Below are 16,990 nucleotides of genomic sequence, written 5' to 3'. Positions count from 1 at the left end.
TCTACCCCGCGGCCTCTTTGTCGTCGACAAAGCGCATTTCCACCACTTCAGCATTGTCGCCTGTGGGAATCGGTTCAGAATCAGTCTGAGGGGGTTGATCCTTTTCTTCGCGGCGTGATTGCAAAGCACCGCTGGTCGCGATGACCAGACAGATCGCCAACGGGTCAAATACCGAGACAAAAAGCATGATCAAGTATTTTACAACCGTATCAATTTCTAAATTAAAAGCTTTGGCGATGAACACCAGAGGACCGACTTTTTTATTCAGCTCGATCACATGCAAATCACTTTGCGTGATCTGTACTTGCAAGCTTTCGATTTGCTTCGTCAGTGCTGCGATGCCTGGTTCGATTTCTTTGCGGGTTTCGATTCTTTTCGTTACACGCGTAACCGGGATTTCATCAACGGCTTTATTTAGGCGATCAATTTCCGCGCGAGCACTTGCCTGCTGAGTTTTCAAAGAACTCACTTTGATCGCTTCTGCAGTTAAAGCAGTACTGGCTGATTGATATGCATCAGAAAGAAAACCAAAAATACCAAGTGATGTAATTGCACTTAAGATCACTACGGAACTGACTAGGTACGTTTTAAGAAAGGCATTCAGATGATTCCAACGTTGATGCAGATAAGCTGCTAAGACAAATTTAGAAAGCTCTAGCGATCCCGCCATCAACATGACGGCTGTCGCTGCACCGGAAAACAATGCTGCAAGACCGACAATTGAAAATGCCGCCCCCAACATCGAAACCGATATGGCAGAAAGAATCAGACCTATCACACACCAAAGAGCAATCATGACTTTCTCTTCGGAATTGTGAGGTTCTTGCTTGATCAAACTTTGATGAATTCAGGCTATCGTCGAGGTCCTGGTTTGGATTCATTCCTTAGTCCAGGATGTCCGCTGTTTACTAAAGGAACACTCTGAATAAACCGATTGGTGATTAAGAAAATAAAGGAACTAAAGCTATGAAATTCATCCTCAGTACATTCCTTATCTTGTTGAGCGCACAGGCTTTTGCGCAAACCACTTATCGTGCCATTCAACCCCTCGGCGCCATTTCTAAAGGCTCGCAAATCTCAGTTAAATCGGTGGGGAATAAAAATACTTTCTTTAATCCCAACCAGACCGACTCCACAACCGAGTCCGGCTTTAAAACAGTTTCCAACGATTCACTGTATGAAGTTAAATCCATTAAAAACAATGCTACCTCTGCCGATTCCACGACTTTAAAATCACTCGCAAAGAGCGGAGATTTAGTATTGAACAAATCCTCACTGAATTCGGCCGATCAAAGCTGCGTCACTAAAGGAACTTGTACTTTGACTTACGATGCGCCGGTGTATCAATCCAGTAAGTTTAACTTTTTCGATTGGTTCCTAAATCTATTCGGTATGGGTGATAAACCTAAATCGTTAGTTACGCCAACAGACATCACGGATCCAAAATCTTCTGCCGCAGCAGCGTCAACGGCGTTGGTAACAAATACCAATCGCACCTTATCTGGCCAGGACAATGTGTGTGCAGACCTTCCTGATTCAGTTAAGAACGATCCCACATTCAAATGCGGTCTTGAGATGGCCTTAGAGGCTTACAAGAAAAACAAAGCTTCCGGAAAAGTTACATCCGACACTTTCATTTTCAATGACTTCGCCGACGGTGAGATGACCGGAAAAATGTATTTCTTTAATTCTCAAGGTCAAGTGGCTCAAGTTCTCGATAAAAATCCCATTCCCGTCTCCCGCGGGGCCGGCGGTTTCGGAGCTGGCGCAAGCTCCCAAAAGACACCTAATGGAGCTGTCGTTACGCGCAGATATGCCCCACCTCGCTCCGCAAACATCAAAGACGGCATTGAGCTGGATGGTCTGGAAGCAGGTAATAAAGACATACATGGCCGTGGCGTTCTGCTTCATGGATGGAACCCCTACACTTTTACCGCTGGATGCTTAGGTGTTCAGGGAACATTTGAATCCCGAAAACTTGGCTATGCCGACGAAATGGGCGGCCGTCCACTTTATCTGGATCAATTGAAATCAGGATTACTTAAGGACGGCGGAGTTATGATCTATAACTTCACTCCGAATAAAGTTCGCGAAGGACTTTGCCGAAACCGCCGATAGCTTGATTTTAACTGTCCCTGGTAAGTAAATGCCAAGTACATCGGCTTTCTGATTTCAATTTTGCTTTGGATCCTGAATTTAGATTCTGTTGTCTTTTTCCGGCGACCTGATAGTTTCCGCTCCACTATGTCACCAGCATTACTTTCCGTTCGCCAACCTGTCTTTATCTTATCAATCGTTATTCTGATGCTTACGCTAGGCTTGATCTCATTAAAAGGTCTTCCTATCGATTTGTTTCCAGACGTCACCTTCCCTACAGTTGTTGTACAAACGACTTATGGTGGTGCGGGTCCTCAGGAAATCGAAACCGAAGTCACCAAGGTTTTAGAAGATGAGCTTGCCACAATCTCTGGCGTGCAAAAAGTTTCTTCGCAAAACATGGACTCCGTTTCTGTGGTGATGGTTGAGTTCTCTTTGAAAACAAATTTGAACTTTGCAGAACAAGAAGTCCGCGCGAAAGTTCAAAACGTCATGCGCGAACTTCCCGACGATATCGACCAACCGGTTATCCGTAAGGTCTCCCCTTCCGATGCACCGATCATGTACATCACGCTTCTTTCAGATATGGAAGATGGCAAACTCTATGACTTAGCTAAAGAGGTCATCTCTCCACAGTTCGAGCAAGTCCCACAAGTGGGTCAGGTCGAGATCCTGGGGGGCCGTAAGCGTGAAATCCACGTGAGTCTTGATTACAATAAATTGAATGCAGCCGACGTTTCCGCAACCAGCATCAATGGAGCTTTGCAATCCGGTGGACGTAACGTTCCTGCAGGTAAAATCGACGAAGGCAATACGCAGTACTCTTTCCGGACGATTGCTCAATATCAGTCTATTGAAGAAATCGGAAATACAGTTCTGCGCTTGGCTGACGTCTATCACCCGGTATCAATTAGCACCTTGGGTAAAATCACCGACACTCTTCAAGACGAGTCCACTCGCACACGTTTGAACGGAAAAAAATCTGTGAACTTTGCGATCTATCGTCAATCCGGTGCGAACTCCGTAAAAGTGGCCGATGATATCCGCGCCAAAGTAACAAAAATCAATCAACAGCTGACGGATCAAAACATTGCAGCTTCGATGAAAATCACACAAGATACGAGCAAGAAAATCCGTGATAACGTTTATGACGTTTACGAATCGATTTTGTTCGGAATTATCCTGACGATCATCGTGGTTTATTTTTTCTTGGGCTCGATGAAATCCACGTTGATCACGGGCTTCGCTTTGCCGAACTCCCTGTTGGGTGCGTGTATCGTGATGGGTATCTTCGGATTCTCGATCAACATCATGAGCTTGCTTGCGATGTCGTTGGTGGTAGGTCTTCTGGTGGATGATGCCATCGTCGTGCGGGAAAACATCTTCCGTAAACTGGAAGCGGGTATGTCCCCCAAAAAAGCTGCTGTTGTGGGTACCCAAGAGGTAACTCTTGCGGTTATCGCGACAACTCTAACGATCCTTGCGGTATTCGGTCCGATCGGAAACTTGGAAGGTATCGTTGGTCAGTTCTTTAAACAGTTCGGTCTGACCATCTGTTTTGCGATGATCGTATCCTTGTTTGACGGTTTGTTTGTAGCCCCGGCTTTGTCAGCATACGTTGCAGGTTCTCACTCACATGCAGAGCCGACTTCCAAATTTGGTATTTGGAACAAAAGAGCTTTGAAAGCTTTTGACCGCTTCCAATCTCGTTTGGAAGAAAAGTACGTAAAATCACTTAAATGGTCCTTGGCTCACCCCATGAAAACTATCTTGGGGGCTGTCGGAATCTTTATTTTCTCGATCTTTATCGCCCGCTTTGTTCCATTCACGTTCTTGCCACCGCAGGATAACGGTGAATTCTTTGTGATGTTCGAACTCCCTCCTGGTGCCAGCCTTGATGGTACGGATGAAGTCGCCAGAACTCTTGAGGACCGACTGAAAAAACACAAAGAGATCGAAGATGTCCTAACCCAAATTGGTTCTTCCAACGGTGAAGCCCACAAAGGGAACTTGTATATCCGCCTGGTGCCCTCTAAGCAGCGTAAGAAAAATACGACACAAATGAAGGAAGTCCTGCGTACGGAGTACAAAGACTTGCTTGCGAAATATAACATCATCGTGACCGACAATCCGGGTCAGCAAAACAGCCGTCAGTTCAATGTGAACATCGTCGGTCAGGATATGAATGCTTTGATCGAATACTCGAACAAAGTCTTAGCTAAACTGAAAGAGAACCCAAGTTTGTCCCAACCGGATACTTCATTCCGCGTGGGTAAACCAGAGTTCCAAATTAAAATGAAGCCCGATATCGCCAGAATGTCCGGTGTGACTTTAACCAGTATCGGTAATGAGCTTCGTACGTTGATCGAAGGCCTGACACCTGCGATCTACCGTGAAAACGGTGTTAGCTACGACGTACGTGTTCGCCTGCAACCAGATCAACGTGACCTGCGAAAAGAGTACGGAAACCTGAAAGTTCCGAACTTGAATAATCGCTTGGTACCATTGGCGAACGTCGCGGAAGTGAAAGCGTCCCAAGGTCCGTCCCAAATCTTGCGTGAAAACCGGAATCGTTACATCCAGCTTTCTGCCGACATCACTCCAGGTGGTAAAGGTATCGGTGGCGTGATGACGGAACTAACAGCCTTGACGAAGGGTGAATTAAAACCACCAGCAGGCGTGACTTTCAGTTTCGTGGGTGAAGCAGAACGTTTTGCGGAGCTTATGCAAAACATCCTGGTCTCTATGGGCTTGGGTGTGATGTTTATCTATCTGGTTCTGGCAAGCTTGTACGGATCGTTCATCACTCCGTTTACGATCATGGCCGTAATTCCTTTGGCGGCCTGCGGAGCCTTCCTAAGTCTGTTCATCACGCGTTCAAGCTTTGACTTGTTCTCGATGATTGGTTGCGTGATGTTGATGGGTCTGGCGACGAAAAACTCGATCTTGTTGATCGACTCGACGATGGAGCAACAAAAAGAAGGTAAAACTCCAAAAGATGCCTTAGTGCATGCGGGCTTTACCCGTCTTCGTCCGATCATCATGACGTCTTTGGCTTTGATTGCGGGTATGATCCCTGTCGCGATCGGCCTGAATGAGGCTTCTAAATCTCGTACTAGCTTAGGTATCGTTGTTATCGGCGGTACGATCAGTTCGACGTTGCTGACACTATATGTGATCCCGGCGCTTCACTTGTACGTTCACAGATTTTCGGTTTGGTTCATGGCGAAGTATTACAGAATATTCGGCCACGACGCGACCGAGGTTTAATTTCGACAAAAAAAGGGAGCCATTACGAGCTCCCTTTTTTTTGATAAAGGTACGGACTTACCTTGAACCAGCCTCTGTGTGTTTAAGCCAATTCTTTTTATCAGCTGCACGATAAAGCACCGGCAAAACAATCAATGTTAAAAGCGTTGAACTGATAATTCCACCAATGATGACTGATGCCAGAGGTTTTTGAACTTCCGCTCCCATGCTGGACGAAACTGCCATCGGCAAGAATCCAAAGATATCCACCAGAGCCGTCATCAAGACAGGTCTTAAGCGAAGGGAGGCACCTTTTTTAACCAGGTTCTCCCCACTTTCGCCTTTCTTACGAAGTTCATTAAAGTAGCTGACCAATACCACACCGTTCAATACAGCGATTCCTGAGAGGGCTATAAAACCAACCCCCGCGGAAATACTGAATGGCAAACCTGCGATCAGTAGTCCAAGCACCCCACCGATCAGGGCAAGTGGTATACACAGGAAGATCAACGCCGTTTCAATCCAGTTTTTGAACGCGGCAAAGATCATCAAGACGACCAATAACAAGGCCAATGGTCCCAACAAGAGCAACCTGGATTTAGCTTCCTGCAGGTTTTTAAAGTTCCCACCCCATTGCACATAGTAACCTGTCGGAAGTTTGACGGCTTCTGCGACTTTGATTTGCGCTTCTTTGACGAAGCCCTCGGTGTCGCGACCTCGGGGATTAATTAAAATCGCCAATCGACGCTGTGTCTGTTCACGACTGAAAGAACTGTGGGACTCCTTAAACCCAATGTTAGCCACCGTATGCAGTGGTTTCGTTAAGTTCGTTCCCACCCCCACTGGCAAAGACTTAATCGCATTTAAATCCTGCCGATGTTCTTCATCCAATCGAAGCACCAGCGGCACCTGACGAGCTCCCTCATAGAAAACTCCCAACTTCTCACCGCCCATGGCAAGACTCACCGTCTGCATGACTTCCGCAGATGAGAGTCCAAGCTTACGTAAAGCTTGGCGATCCGGAGTAACTTCCAGAACATTGACCATTCCTTTGCCTTCAAGTTCGACATCGCCGGAACCTTCGATCTTTTCCAGAATCTCCACAATCTCCTGTGCTTTTTGTTGAAGCACTTCCTGGTCTTCGCCAAAGATTTTCAAAGATACATCGGCGCGAGTTCCTTCCATCAATTCGTTAAACCGTAATTGAATGGGTTGGCTCATCAAAATAGTTTGGCCAGGTGTTTTCTCTTGCAACTCTTTTTGTATGGCCGCGACCAATTCATCTTTGGTGCGCTTTTTACCGTCAATACGTGGCCACTCTTTGACTGGTTTTAACATCACAAATGTGTCGGCGATATTGGGTCCCATTGGGTCCATCGAAATCTCGGCGGTCCCTATACGTGCGAACACGTCTTTGACTTCGGGGAAAGACTGAATGATTTCATGGGATTTTTCTTCCATCGCAACAGAATGAGAAAGTCCCACCGATACCGGACGAATTAATTGCACCGCCAAAGAGCCTTCATTCAACTGAGGCAAGAACTCCCCTCCCAGTTTCGAGAAAAGCACGCCCCCTAAAACAACCGCAATAATAGCACCCGCCACAATCGCACGTTGAGTTTTCAAACTCCAGGCAAGAGCGGGCTCATACCAGGTATAAAGCTTGCGCATGATCCATGGTTCTTTGTCTTCAACTTTGCCTTTTAATAGCAAAGTTGCCAGAGCGGGAACGAAAGTGAAGGACATAATCAAAGCACCTAAGATCGCAAAGATAAATGTCGATGCCATTGGAATGAACATCTTACCTTCGATACCCACAAAGGCAAAGACCGGTAAAAAGACCACAACTACAATAAGCTCGCCAAACCCTGCACTGGTGCGAATTTCTGTTGTCGCTTCGTGAATGGTGTCATCCAACTCGGATTGAGTCAGGCTTCGTTTCAATACTTGAGTTTTATCGTGAACATGGCGAACACAGTTATCCAAAACAATAACCGCTCCATCGACGATAATCCCAAAATCCAAGGCCCCTAAGGATACCAGATTTCCCGAGATTCCAAATCGCCGCATTAGGATAAATGTGAAAAGCAAAGACAGAGGAATGACGATCGCGGTGATGAGAGCTGCGCGGAAATTTCCCACCAAAATGAAAAGCACCAGAATCACCAAAAAAGCACCCATCAAAAGATTATGCTCCACAGTGCTTAAGGTCGCATTCACCAACTCCGAGCGATTGTAAACGACTTCAATTTTATAACCTTCGGGCAAAGACTTTTTCACTTGCTCCATTTGCTCAGAAACACGCAAAGCTACCGTGCGGCTGTTTTCCCCCAACAGCATCAACACTGTGCCTACAACAACTTCCCGACCATTATGTAGAGACGCCCCAGTGCGAAGCTCTTTGCCAATACCCACGGATGCCACATCATGAACAGTGATAACCCGTCCATTTTCAAGGGTCTTAACCGTCACATCTTCAATATCAGCCAAAGACTTAAAAATACCAATTCCTTGAATCAGAAATTGGTCGCCCGTCTGCTCGACATATCCGCCCCCAACATTTTGATTAATGTTGGCAAAAGCATCTTTAAAATCGTCAAAGTGCAGACCATACGCCGCCATCTTTTGCGGATTCGGCGAAATCACAAACTGTTTTTCATAGCCGCCGATGGAATTCACCTCGGCAACACCTTTAACATTTAAAAGTCGCGGTTTGATGTACCAATCTTGTAAAGCCCGAAGCTCCATCAATTGCTTGATACGACGTTCCCCCGTCTCAACTTTTTCAGCCTCAATGACATAGTGATAAATTTCTCCCAGACCCGAAGTCACGGGGCCCATTTCCACTTTGGACCCTTTGGGCAATTTATCAGTCACACTTTGCAATCTTTCAGCGACCCATTGGCGGGCGCGATAGATGTCCGTGCGATCTTCAAAAACCACTGTCACTTGAGAAAGTCCAAAGCGAGTCAAGGAACGGACTTCCGTCACCCCTGGAATTCCATTCAACGCCGTTTCAACGGGGCGGGTTACAACACGTTCAATTTCTTCCGGTCCCAGTGCTTCGACTTGGGTATTAACCTGCACCTGAGTGTTAGTAATATCTGGAACCGCATCAATCGGAAGCTTGGTAAATGAATACCAGCCAAAAACGCCCACGATGACCGTAATCAAGATCACCAACCAGCGATAGGAAATCGACAGACGAATCAATTTTGAAATCATACTGTCTCCTAGTGGCCGTGACCTGCGGGTTCAGAGTTAAGCTCTGACTCGATGATTCGGATAAATTGAGTTCCCTGAACGACCACCGCATCCCCTGTATGAAGATCTATGGTGGTAAAGGTGATTTTCTCTTTATCGGACTTTACCAATTGAATTTCCACAAACTCCAAAGTGTCACCGTGTTTTTTGTAAATTCCAGAGCGATCTTTCACCTGAACCAGGGCTGTACGCGGCAGTGTCCAGGGACTTTTGCCAACGACATTCGTGAATTCAATCTTTAAATGAGATTTCGCCTTTTCAGAAATTTTCAAAGACTTTTCTTTTTCCTCGTGACCATGTTCGTCGTGATGTTCTTCATGTTCTTTTTCTGCGCTTTTATTGGTGTTATATGCCAAAGCAGAATTCACCGAGAAAATTAAAATAGCTGATAATAGCAGTGTAAATGATTTCATTATAAACTCTCCGTCATAATACGACCGTCTAACTTATAGATGGTCCAAAGTGCTTGCAGGGTTTTTAGTTCTCTTTCCTGCAAAGTTTTAAGCAACTCCGCATTGGAGCGCTGGGCTTCGATAGCAAGACTGGCGGGAATCAACCCGCTGCCGGCAAGCTTTTGATTTTTTCGATTTTCTTCATCAATGTCCGTAAACTGGGGGCTTTCTTTCAGAGCTTTTAGACTGTCTTCATAGTTGTGCAAAATCTCTTCTCGTTCATGAGACTCAACACGTTCTGTGATCTTCAAAATTTCCTGGGAACGCTGCACATTCAATTGCGCAGCTTTGCGACCTCCACCATTCACATTAAACAGAGGCAAGGGAAAACTTAGCTGCAGACCATAGAGATTGGCCTTGTCACTGCCCTCTTCTTCCATTTGCACCATCGGGCCAATCGCCAACACTGGCCATGAATTGGCTTGTTCTTGGCTTAACTGCGCTTCGGCCGCCATTTTCCCGGCAAGGGCTTTCGCTTTGGCGGGAGATCTAATTTCCGCAGATTCTGTCAAGGTGGGCCACTTATACTGGCTTGGCAATACCCCCTTGATTTCGTCATAGGAATTTCCTGTCGCCATATGGAAATAGTGAGACAAGGATCGCTGTTCTTCGGTGATCGAAAGCCTGCGCAGTTTCGCCTCTGATAAGGCCATTTGAAAAACAGAGAGAGAAACTTTCTGCTCTGGCGAAAGTGCTGCGCGCCGCTTTAAGGATGAGATACTACCTTGATAAGCTTGTATCGTGCGTTCGCTGCTTTCGGCCTGAAGTTTCAATTGCGATAATCGATAAAGATTTATTACCGTTTCAATCATAACATCGGCACGGACCTCTTCGAATTCCGCACGACTCAAAAAAGTATTTGCCTTGGCAAGATCGATTCGCGCTCCGCGCGCGCCACCAATTTCCAATGGCTGTATCAGGGATATTTTGGTTTCTTTGCGAGAGACATTTCCCATATCTCCGGACACAGATTCCAGGTTTAAGCTGGGATTGGAAATTTGCCCTTCTTTTTTTTCAACTCCGCTTTGCACCTGTTCATTCAGTTGGGCTGCGCGGATCTTGGGGTGATTTTCGCTGGCACACTTTAGAATATCTGTCGCAGATTGAGGAATGGGACATTCTGGATGACTGCCATGCTGATGGTGGCCGGCCTCTTTCTGCTCGTTCGCAGAATAGGCACGAACATCCATTAAAACAAGGGCTACAAATAAGGCCACCACGAGAGGCCTTTTAACAAGGAATATCATTATATAACTCCAGAAATCTGACGTTTATAAACGCAGACTGAATACTGTTTAAATTATGAGGAAATAAAACGGCCGAAAAAGCCGCGAGTAGAGCTATGCTCGGGGAGGTTCTTTCAGAACCGTTGGATCAATATCAGAGTAGGAATGAATAAACTTAACATCATGGGACTGTGCGAGGTCGAATCCGAACTCTGGCGTCACAAAGGTAACTACACCGTGTTGATTACATTGGCTCTGGCAGATAACACAGTCATCGCAACGGGCGGCACAATCATCAGGATGAGCAGCAATAGTTGCAACTGCTTTGCTTTTAGTTTCAGAAACATGAGATTCAGTGGACTGCGACAGTCGCTCGATGCAACAGTCATCAATTTGAGACGCGTAGCCGACACTCCAAGCACTGAAGAGGCTGATTAAAATCATCAACTGAATGGATAAAGCGCGAATCATTATTCCAATCTATGTCGTTTCTTAAGTGTTGTAAACCCATTACCGCAATGCACACTGGACAGCGACTCAGACAGAGAATAGCCTTGAAATATGAGTTTTACAGCCCTTCAAACAGTCGCTATTGCAGCCCTTGTGGTCTATTTTGGTCGCTATTTAAAAGCCAAGTTCCACTTTATAGATGAGTACAATCTGCCGTCTCCGGTGATTGGTGGCTTGCTAGTGGCACTAGTCATTTCATTTTTAAAGTCTCAGAACTTATTTTCCATCGAGTTCGATAAAACTTTTGAGACAACCCTGATGATCGCCTTCTTTGCCTCTGTCGGTTATGCCGCTTCTTTTAAGTTACTCAAGAAAGGGGGCCGCGGTGTTCTGTATTTTCTGTTATTGGCCGTGGGCGGGTTGGCCTTACAAATCATTGCCGGAATGAGTGCCGCAAAAATCATGGGCCTGAATCCTCTGGTGGGAGTTTTGACAGGCCCCGTGGCTTTAACAGGTGGCCCGGGGACGGCATTGGCATTTGCACCTTCGTTTGCAGCGCTTGGAATTGAAAACGCATCGGTGATTGGCCTTACCACAGCTATGGGCGGAATTGTCTTGGGTGGGCTGGTGGGCGCGCCCTTGGCGACCTATCTGATCAACAAAAGAAATTTAGAAAGCAACAAATCGACCGAAGATGTTAAAGTCGATGAATCCCAACTTTTAAAGTTTGTACCGGGTCGCGACCTTTTATTCCATGCTTTGGGTCTTTGTCTTATCCTGGGATTAGGTACAACTCTCAGCTCTTGGATCAGTTCTTGGGGCGTGACCTTGCCTATCTACATCGGTTCAATGGTGATCGCCGCTGTATTTAGAAATATTGAAGATGCAACATCGTTTTTCAAAATCAAATCAGAATGGATCGAGGAAATCGGTTCGGTTTCTCTGACCCTGTTTATCGCGATGGCCATCATGAGCTTAAGACTGGAAGAGTTGCAAAATGCAGCAGGCCCCATCCTGATATTCTTAATTGTACAAACTCTGTTAGTCGTATTGACGGCATTGGGTCCCGTCATGTGGATTGCCGGAAATAATTATGAATCTGCGGTGATAGCGGCTGGCTATACTGGATTTATGATGGGCACGACCGCAAATGCGATGGCCAATATGCAATCTCTTACTCAGAAATACGGACCCGCACCAAAAGCATTTCTTATCGTACCCTTGGTGGGATCCTGCTTTATTGACTTCATTAATGCCGGGGCCATCACTTTCTGCCTTAACGTCTTTCGATAAGTTTACCGTTAATAAAGACTGAGTGAATCTTTTGAGTGTTAGCGATGTCTTCCGAAGGATCCGCATCCAAAATCAAAAGGTTCGCCTTCATTCCTTCTGCGATTCCCGCATAATCTTTGGCAATTCCTAAAATGTTGGCGTTATTAACAGTGGCGACGCGAATGGCTTCTACCGGAGTCATCCCCGCCTCTACCAACAATTGCAACTCCCGGTGTTCAGAAAATCCTTGAATGCGTTGCAAGTTAGCGCCGGAATCAGTTCCAAGACCTACAACGATGCCAGATTTAAATAGAGTCATCACGTTTTTCATCGCCATTTTTAGATCTTCACGAGACGTGGCTTTGGATTTGTAGTTTTTCGCGATCCAATCCTCTACACCGGGATCCAAGGCCGCGCGGAAAAATTCATCTTTCATCCAGACTGGCTTTTCTGCGAATACATATCCCGCTTCATCCAGCGCGAGAGTGGGAATGTAAGCAATATTGTGCAACTTCATCAAAGACATCAGCTCCATGTCGACAGGTTGGTCACGAATGCTGTGTCCAAAGACATCGACTCCCGCTTGAGCCAGCAGCTTTGCATCCTCCAGATAATAAACGTGGGCAACGACCGGAATTTTAGCGGCATGCGCTTCTTGAATAATAGCCTGATAGATTTGCGGATCCATTTTCTTTTTCATAGAATGATCAAAGTCATCTACCCAGATTTTGATTACGTTGGGCTTTTTAAGCGCAAGCTCCTTAACTTGCTTACGTGCTTCCGAGACATTTTTAGGTCGATATACCTGATCGATACCCATCGCCGCTGGTGGCGCCCCCGCAGGAACTCCAAAACCACGTCCCGCAGTTAAAACCAAAGGCAATGTGCTGTCAGTTTTTTGACTGTTCGCGCGGATATTATAAATCACATCCAAGTCTGTTCCCATGGAAAGAACAGTCCCCACTCCGTATTTTGAAAACTTATAAAGCTGACGAAGATCGTTCACCTCATTGATTTGGCGCGACCCCGACTGCACTCCGTTTGTCATTCCTAAATGGACGTGTGAGGACATGAGGGTCGGCATGATCGTCTTACCCTCTAACTCAAACACTTTGGTTCGCGTTGGGAGTGGTTCTTTCGCATCCAAGATGGCTTTAATTCGATCTTCCTTTAAGATGATATTCACATTATAACGGGCGGGTGTTCCCATCCCGTCAATCAGTCGCGCACCTTTAAGAATGGTTAAATTCTCTCCAAAGAATTGTCTGGGCTCAGATTTATGGGAGCAAGCCGCAAAAAAAATCGCCAAAAATAGAACCGTGACCTTCAAGCGCATGGGAATCCCCTTTCATACAAAAGTTAATTATAAAAGAAGAGTGAAAAGACCTGTATCCCTGCTGTTGAAAGTTTTAAAAGACAAGTTTTGCTTCGTACTTCACATAAAACAGAATACAATTGACCCATGTGGCTCCTACTTAAACTTTTTTTTAGCGCTGTGACGTTTGCGATCCGCTATAGCAATCGCAGAATCAAAGTCGTGGCAGACAATAAATCTATGCATGATGGCATAGAACTCTTCACCAATGTGATGACGAATAAAAGTGGCACAGTCCAAGCCACATCCTGGAATCGCGTTTTCCCGAGCAAAGTCATCTTTAAGCTCACTCGGGAATCCAAGATGGACCGCTTTTTTAAAAACTGGGGGCTGGCTGACGAAATCCAGACGCAGGACTTAACTTTCGATGACTTGGTTTACATTGCCTCCGACAGCTCTTCCTTTATGCGCAAGATTCAGCAAGACCGTGAAGCACGTCGTCTGATTCTGGAGCTGTTTAATAATGGCTGTGAATATATTTTTGGCGATGGAAATCTTTTGCGAGTCCACTTCCGAGGCGACCACCGTGTGGATGTGAACTCGGCGAATCTCCTGGCTGCTCTTTCTAAACAGCTTGAAGAAATTCAAAAACAACCTAAAGAATTTGACCCGTTTTTTATCAAAGCTCTTATATCAGAAGCCTTGATCTGGGGTTTCGCAGGATACAGCTTATCTAGCCTATTACAATGGACGACACTTCATGAAGACGTTTATTTAAACACCAATGCGATGGCAAAAGTGGCTTTGCTATTCACAGGATTTTTATCTCTCAGTCTGATCGTTTTGATTCTTTCAGTTTTTAAAGGATCTTCACGTGGACATAGAATCATTATTGAAGGTGTATTGATTTTAGCTTTCAGCATTCCCATCGGCGGCATTGCCCTTTTCTCTGACATCAATATTCATATGGATCGCTCAGCCAGCACAACGATTGAAGCTTCCGTCGAAGGACACTATACGCAGATGCATCGTCGCCGGCGCGGCAGGCATTACATCACCTATCACATTCAAATTTCTCCGACCAATCCTCCACAAGAACTTCCGCTCCCCCTGGATATTACGATTTCTTCGGAACTATATGATCAGTTGCAACTGGGCAGTAAAGTTCGCATCGAAATTGGTCGCGGAAAATTACGTCAGCCCTGGATTCGCAATATCATTGCTATCTAGCATTTGCGATTTCTTCAAATCTCCAAGGGAATCGCTGTATTTGAACAACCGGAATTGGCAGATAGAATCTTGAGGTAGATCTTAGATACTCCAACAAAAAAGGAGTATTTATGCACAATAAATCAAATAGAAATGAAAGCCGCCGCCCTTATTCTTCACAAGGATCCTATTCTTCCCGAAATGAATCCCGTTGGAGTGGCGACAGAGATTCACAACGTGGCAACTTCTCAAGCTACAATGAAGATGAAAGTGCCCGCGACTATAATATGGAAGGCTCCAGCAGCCGTCGCGACTGGGACTTTGAAGGCGGTACACGCGGCGCTTATGGCCGTGGCAGCAATCGCGGCGACATTCGTTACGGGACCGACCGTTATAGCTCAAACGAAGATCGCTATTCCAACAACTGGCAAGCAACCAGTGATTATGACACCAACGCCAACATCAGCCGCGATTACAATAATCGCAACCGCATGAGTGGATCTAGCCGTGATTCTCGTACAGATCGTGGTGACTATCGCAGCGACCGCGGATGGGATCGCAATAACATGGACCGTAATGAAAGTTCACGCTTCGGCAGCAATGAAGACAGAGAGTCGGATTCTTCACCAAGCTATGGCAGCTATGGCAGAGACTATAGTTCTCAAAGTTATTCAGACCGTGACTATTCCGGCTCCCAATCCTATTCCGGCCGGGGCGATCGTCTACGTGAAGACAGCTATGGATCTTCTCGTGGTGGACAAGACCGCGATGAGGCGCGCCGCAGCTCAAGCAGCGCAAGCTTTGAAGGACGTGGCCCAAAATCTTATACTCGTTCAGACGACCGCATCAAAGAAGATGTGTGTGAGATGCTGACTCGTCACTCTGAAATCGATGCCAATGACATCGAAGTTGAAGTTAAAAATGGCGAAGTCACCTTGTCAGGAACTGTAAATGAACGTCGTATGAAACACATGGCTGAAGATTTGGCAGAACGTGTGTCATCGGTGAAAGAAGTCACGAACAACATCCGCGTACAAAAAGAATCCACTCATGACTGGTCTTCATCTTCTTCACAAAGTGAATCCAGCACAGACGGAGGCACATCTTCGACTAAGGGGTCTTCCTCGGGAAAGCGCGCAGGCTCTAGCGCGAGCAGCACAACTCAAAATCCGAACCACTAAGTTCAACTCGGGTCCCGCATAAAAGCGGGACCGTTTTATATAGGAGTGCCTATGAAAACCTTAGCTCTAATTTCTGCTCTGACTGTAATGGCCAATTGCGCGTGGGCTCAGACTTCTCAAAACGATCCCTACAGAACTCAGCAACAACAACAGATGGCAAACCCCAGCACTTATCAGGGTACCAATCCAAATCCGAGTCAAACTAATCCGGGCCTGACTCAACCAAATCCTATGAGCGGCAGTGCTTCTGCCCCCACCAACACCAATACGGACACAATGAGAGACTCGCAGAACATCAACTCCAATCCTTCGAATCGCAATTGGAATACGAACTCATCGCCCTCATCGAATAACATGCCAAATACAAATCAGCTGCCAGGCAGCGGAACTTCGATCTCTCCGGGATCTCCCAACCCAAGCTCACCTCCTCCAGGTCGCTAAAATAAAAAACCCCGGTGCAGACCGGGGTTTTGTTTCTACAAGAGCGCTCTTTAATCAGCGTTTGATCGTTTCAACTGAAACAGCCAATGCTTCTGTGTACTTCGCTTCGATTTGATCGCCCTTTTTCAATTCATCAAGGACGCTTTGATCTTTTACGTGGAAGCTAATAGTACGCCGCGGCCCCTTAACCGTTACTTCCTGTTTCTTTTTGTCAACTTTCGTCACTGTGCCCGTTGCAGTAAGCTGCTGCACAACTTGACCACCTGGTTTTTCACCCGGCGCAGAACGAACAATATCTGTTGAAGCAACAACGCCGTTGTCCGCTTTTACTTTTTTCTTAAGTTCTAGCACCAACGATTCCATGTAGTTCACTTTAAGTGTGTCGCCTTTTTTAATTTGATCAAAATTTCTGATTTCAGGCCCTGCAACAACCGTTACGTTTTGGCCGTCCTCCGTCTTGAAAGTAATCTCGCGAGATTTTTTATCGATCTTAACTACCTGCGCGCGTGCCTCTACAGAGCCCATTCTTTCAAGAGTGTTAGGCCCCGTTTTTTGCATTTCATTAGCTGCAGAATCAGAGTAGTCGGCGGCGGCATGAGCCACATGCGAAATCGCGGCAGACGCAAGAATACTAAGAGCTAGTTTGAAAACCTTCATTTCAATCTCCTTTGATTGTTTGTCCTAAAATCGACTTCACTATCTTATTTTGATTACTAATCAAAATCCTCTAAGCTCCCAAGGGGTTGCTTAAAAACAGGAAACGTCGATCTTCTATTCAAATCTCGACATGTTTCCCAAAATGCAAATTTAGTTTGAGAACACATCCGACATATT

13 protein-coding genes are annotated in these 16,990 nt (G+C 45.9%); 6 read left to right on the top strand and 7 right to left on the bottom strand.

Annotated elements, in window-relative coordinates; genetic code table 11:
* Position 1 precedes the first annotated feature (1 nt).
* On the bottom strand, positions 2-796 hold the full coding sequence (locus DOM22_RS04775) for a hypothetical protein (RefSeq protein WP_142699279.1): 795 nt from the start codon (positions 794-796) through the stop codon (positions 2-4).
* A gap of 170 nt (positions 797-966) precedes the next feature.
* Here DOM22_RS04775 and DOM22_RS04770 point away from each other — a divergent pair, with 170 nt between their 5' ends.
* A complete protein-coding gene (locus tag DOM22_RS04770; RefSeq protein ID WP_246845848.1) occupies positions 967-2,118 on the top strand; it encodes a hypothetical protein in 1,152 nt (383 codons plus the stop codon).
* Positions 2,119-2,244: 126 nt separating this feature from the next.
* Positions 2,245-5,367: an efflux RND transporter permease subunit gene (locus tag DOM22_RS04765; protein WP_142699278.1), complete on the top strand. Its 3,123-nt coding sequence runs from the start codon at positions 2,245-2,247 to the stop codon at positions 5,365-5,367.
* 57 nt (positions 5,368-5,424) lie between these two features.
* Here DOM22_RS04765 and DOM22_RS04760 read toward each other — a convergent pair whose 3' ends face one another.
* The 4 genes from DOM22_RS04760 to DOM22_RS04745 form a co-directional block, all read right to left on the bottom strand.
* Positions 5,425-8,571: an efflux RND transporter permease subunit gene (locus DOM22_RS04760; RefSeq protein ID WP_142699277.1), complete on the bottom strand. Its 3,147-nt coding sequence runs from the start codon at positions 8,569-8,571 to the stop codon at positions 5,425-5,427.
* Positions 8,572-8,579: 8 nt separating this feature from the next.
* The gene (locus DOM22_RS04755) at positions 8,580-9,023 is read right to left on the bottom strand and encodes a hypothetical protein (protein ID WP_142699276.1); all 444 of its coding nucleotides are present in this window, start codon (positions 9,021-9,023) and stop codon (positions 8,580-8,582) included.
* Positions 9,023-10,309, bottom strand: a complete 1,287-nt coding sequence (locus tag DOM22_RS04750) for a TolC family protein (RefSeq protein WP_142699275.1) — start codon at positions 10,307-10,309, stop codon at positions 9,023-9,025. The genes DOM22_RS04755 and DOM22_RS04750 overlap by 1 nt, the downstream gene beginning before the upstream one ends.
* Before the next feature lie 93 nt (positions 10,310-10,402).
* Entirely contained in the window at positions 10,403-10,759 is a 357-nt protein-coding gene (locus tag DOM22_RS04745; RefSeq protein ID WP_142699274.1) for a hypothetical protein, read from the bottom strand.
* A gap of 90 nt (positions 10,760-10,849) precedes the next feature.
* On the opposite strand from DOM22_RS04745, the gene gltS reads away from it, so the two are divergent.
* The gene (gltS, locus tag DOM22_RS04740; protein WP_142699273.1) at positions 10,850-12,031 is read left to right on the top strand and encodes a sodium/glutamate symporter; all 1,182 of its coding nucleotides are present in this window, start codon (positions 10,850-10,852) and stop codon (positions 12,029-12,031) included.
* Here the strand turns inward: gltS and DOM22_RS04735 are convergent.
* A complete protein-coding gene (locus DOM22_RS04735; RefSeq protein WP_142699272.1) occupies positions 12,015-13,346 on the bottom strand; it encodes an amidohydrolase family protein in 1,332 nt (443 codons plus the stop codon). The genes gltS and DOM22_RS04735 overlap by 17 nt on opposite strands.
* A 126-nt stretch (positions 13,347-13,472) precedes the next feature.
* On the opposite strand from DOM22_RS04735, the gene DOM22_RS04730 reads away from it, so the two are divergent.
* The 3 genes from DOM22_RS04730 (at position 13,473) to DOM22_RS04720 (ending at position 16,156) form a co-directional block, all read left to right on the top strand.
* On the top strand, positions 13,473-14,555 hold the full coding sequence (locus DOM22_RS04730; protein WP_142699271.1) for a hypothetical protein: 1,083 nt from the start codon (positions 13,473-13,475) through the stop codon (positions 14,553-14,555).
* Positions 14,556-14,665: 110 nt separating this feature from the next.
* The gene (locus tag DOM22_RS04725; RefSeq protein ID WP_246845847.1) at positions 14,666-15,715 is read left to right on the top strand and encodes a BON domain-containing protein; all 1,050 of its coding nucleotides are present in this window, start codon (positions 14,666-14,668) and stop codon (positions 15,713-15,715) included.
* 51 nt (positions 15,716-15,766) lie between these two features.
* Positions 15,767-16,156 (top strand): hypothetical protein, encoded by a 390-nt coding sequence (locus tag DOM22_RS04720; protein ID WP_142699270.1) that lies wholly within the window; start codon positions 15,767-15,769, stop codon positions 16,154-16,156.
* Between the two features lie 54 nt (positions 16,157-16,210).
* Here DOM22_RS04720 and DOM22_RS04715 read toward each other — a convergent pair whose 3' ends face one another.
* Complete coding sequence (locus DOM22_RS04715) at positions 16,211-16,813, bottom strand: hypothetical protein (RefSeq protein ID WP_142699269.1); 603 nt, start codon at positions 16,811-16,813, stop codon at positions 16,211-16,213.
* Between the last annotated feature and the right edge of the window lie 177 nt (positions 16,814-16,990).

The organism is Bdellovibrio sp. ZAP7, from assembly GCF_006874645.1.
In the GTDB taxonomy this organism is placed as follows: Bacteria; Bdellovibrionota; Bdellovibrionia; order Bdellovibrionales; family Bdellovibrionaceae; genus Bdellovibrio.
The sequence above is the reverse complement of the archived record's forward strand: the minus strand, read 5'-3'. Positions and strand labels throughout refer to the sequence as shown.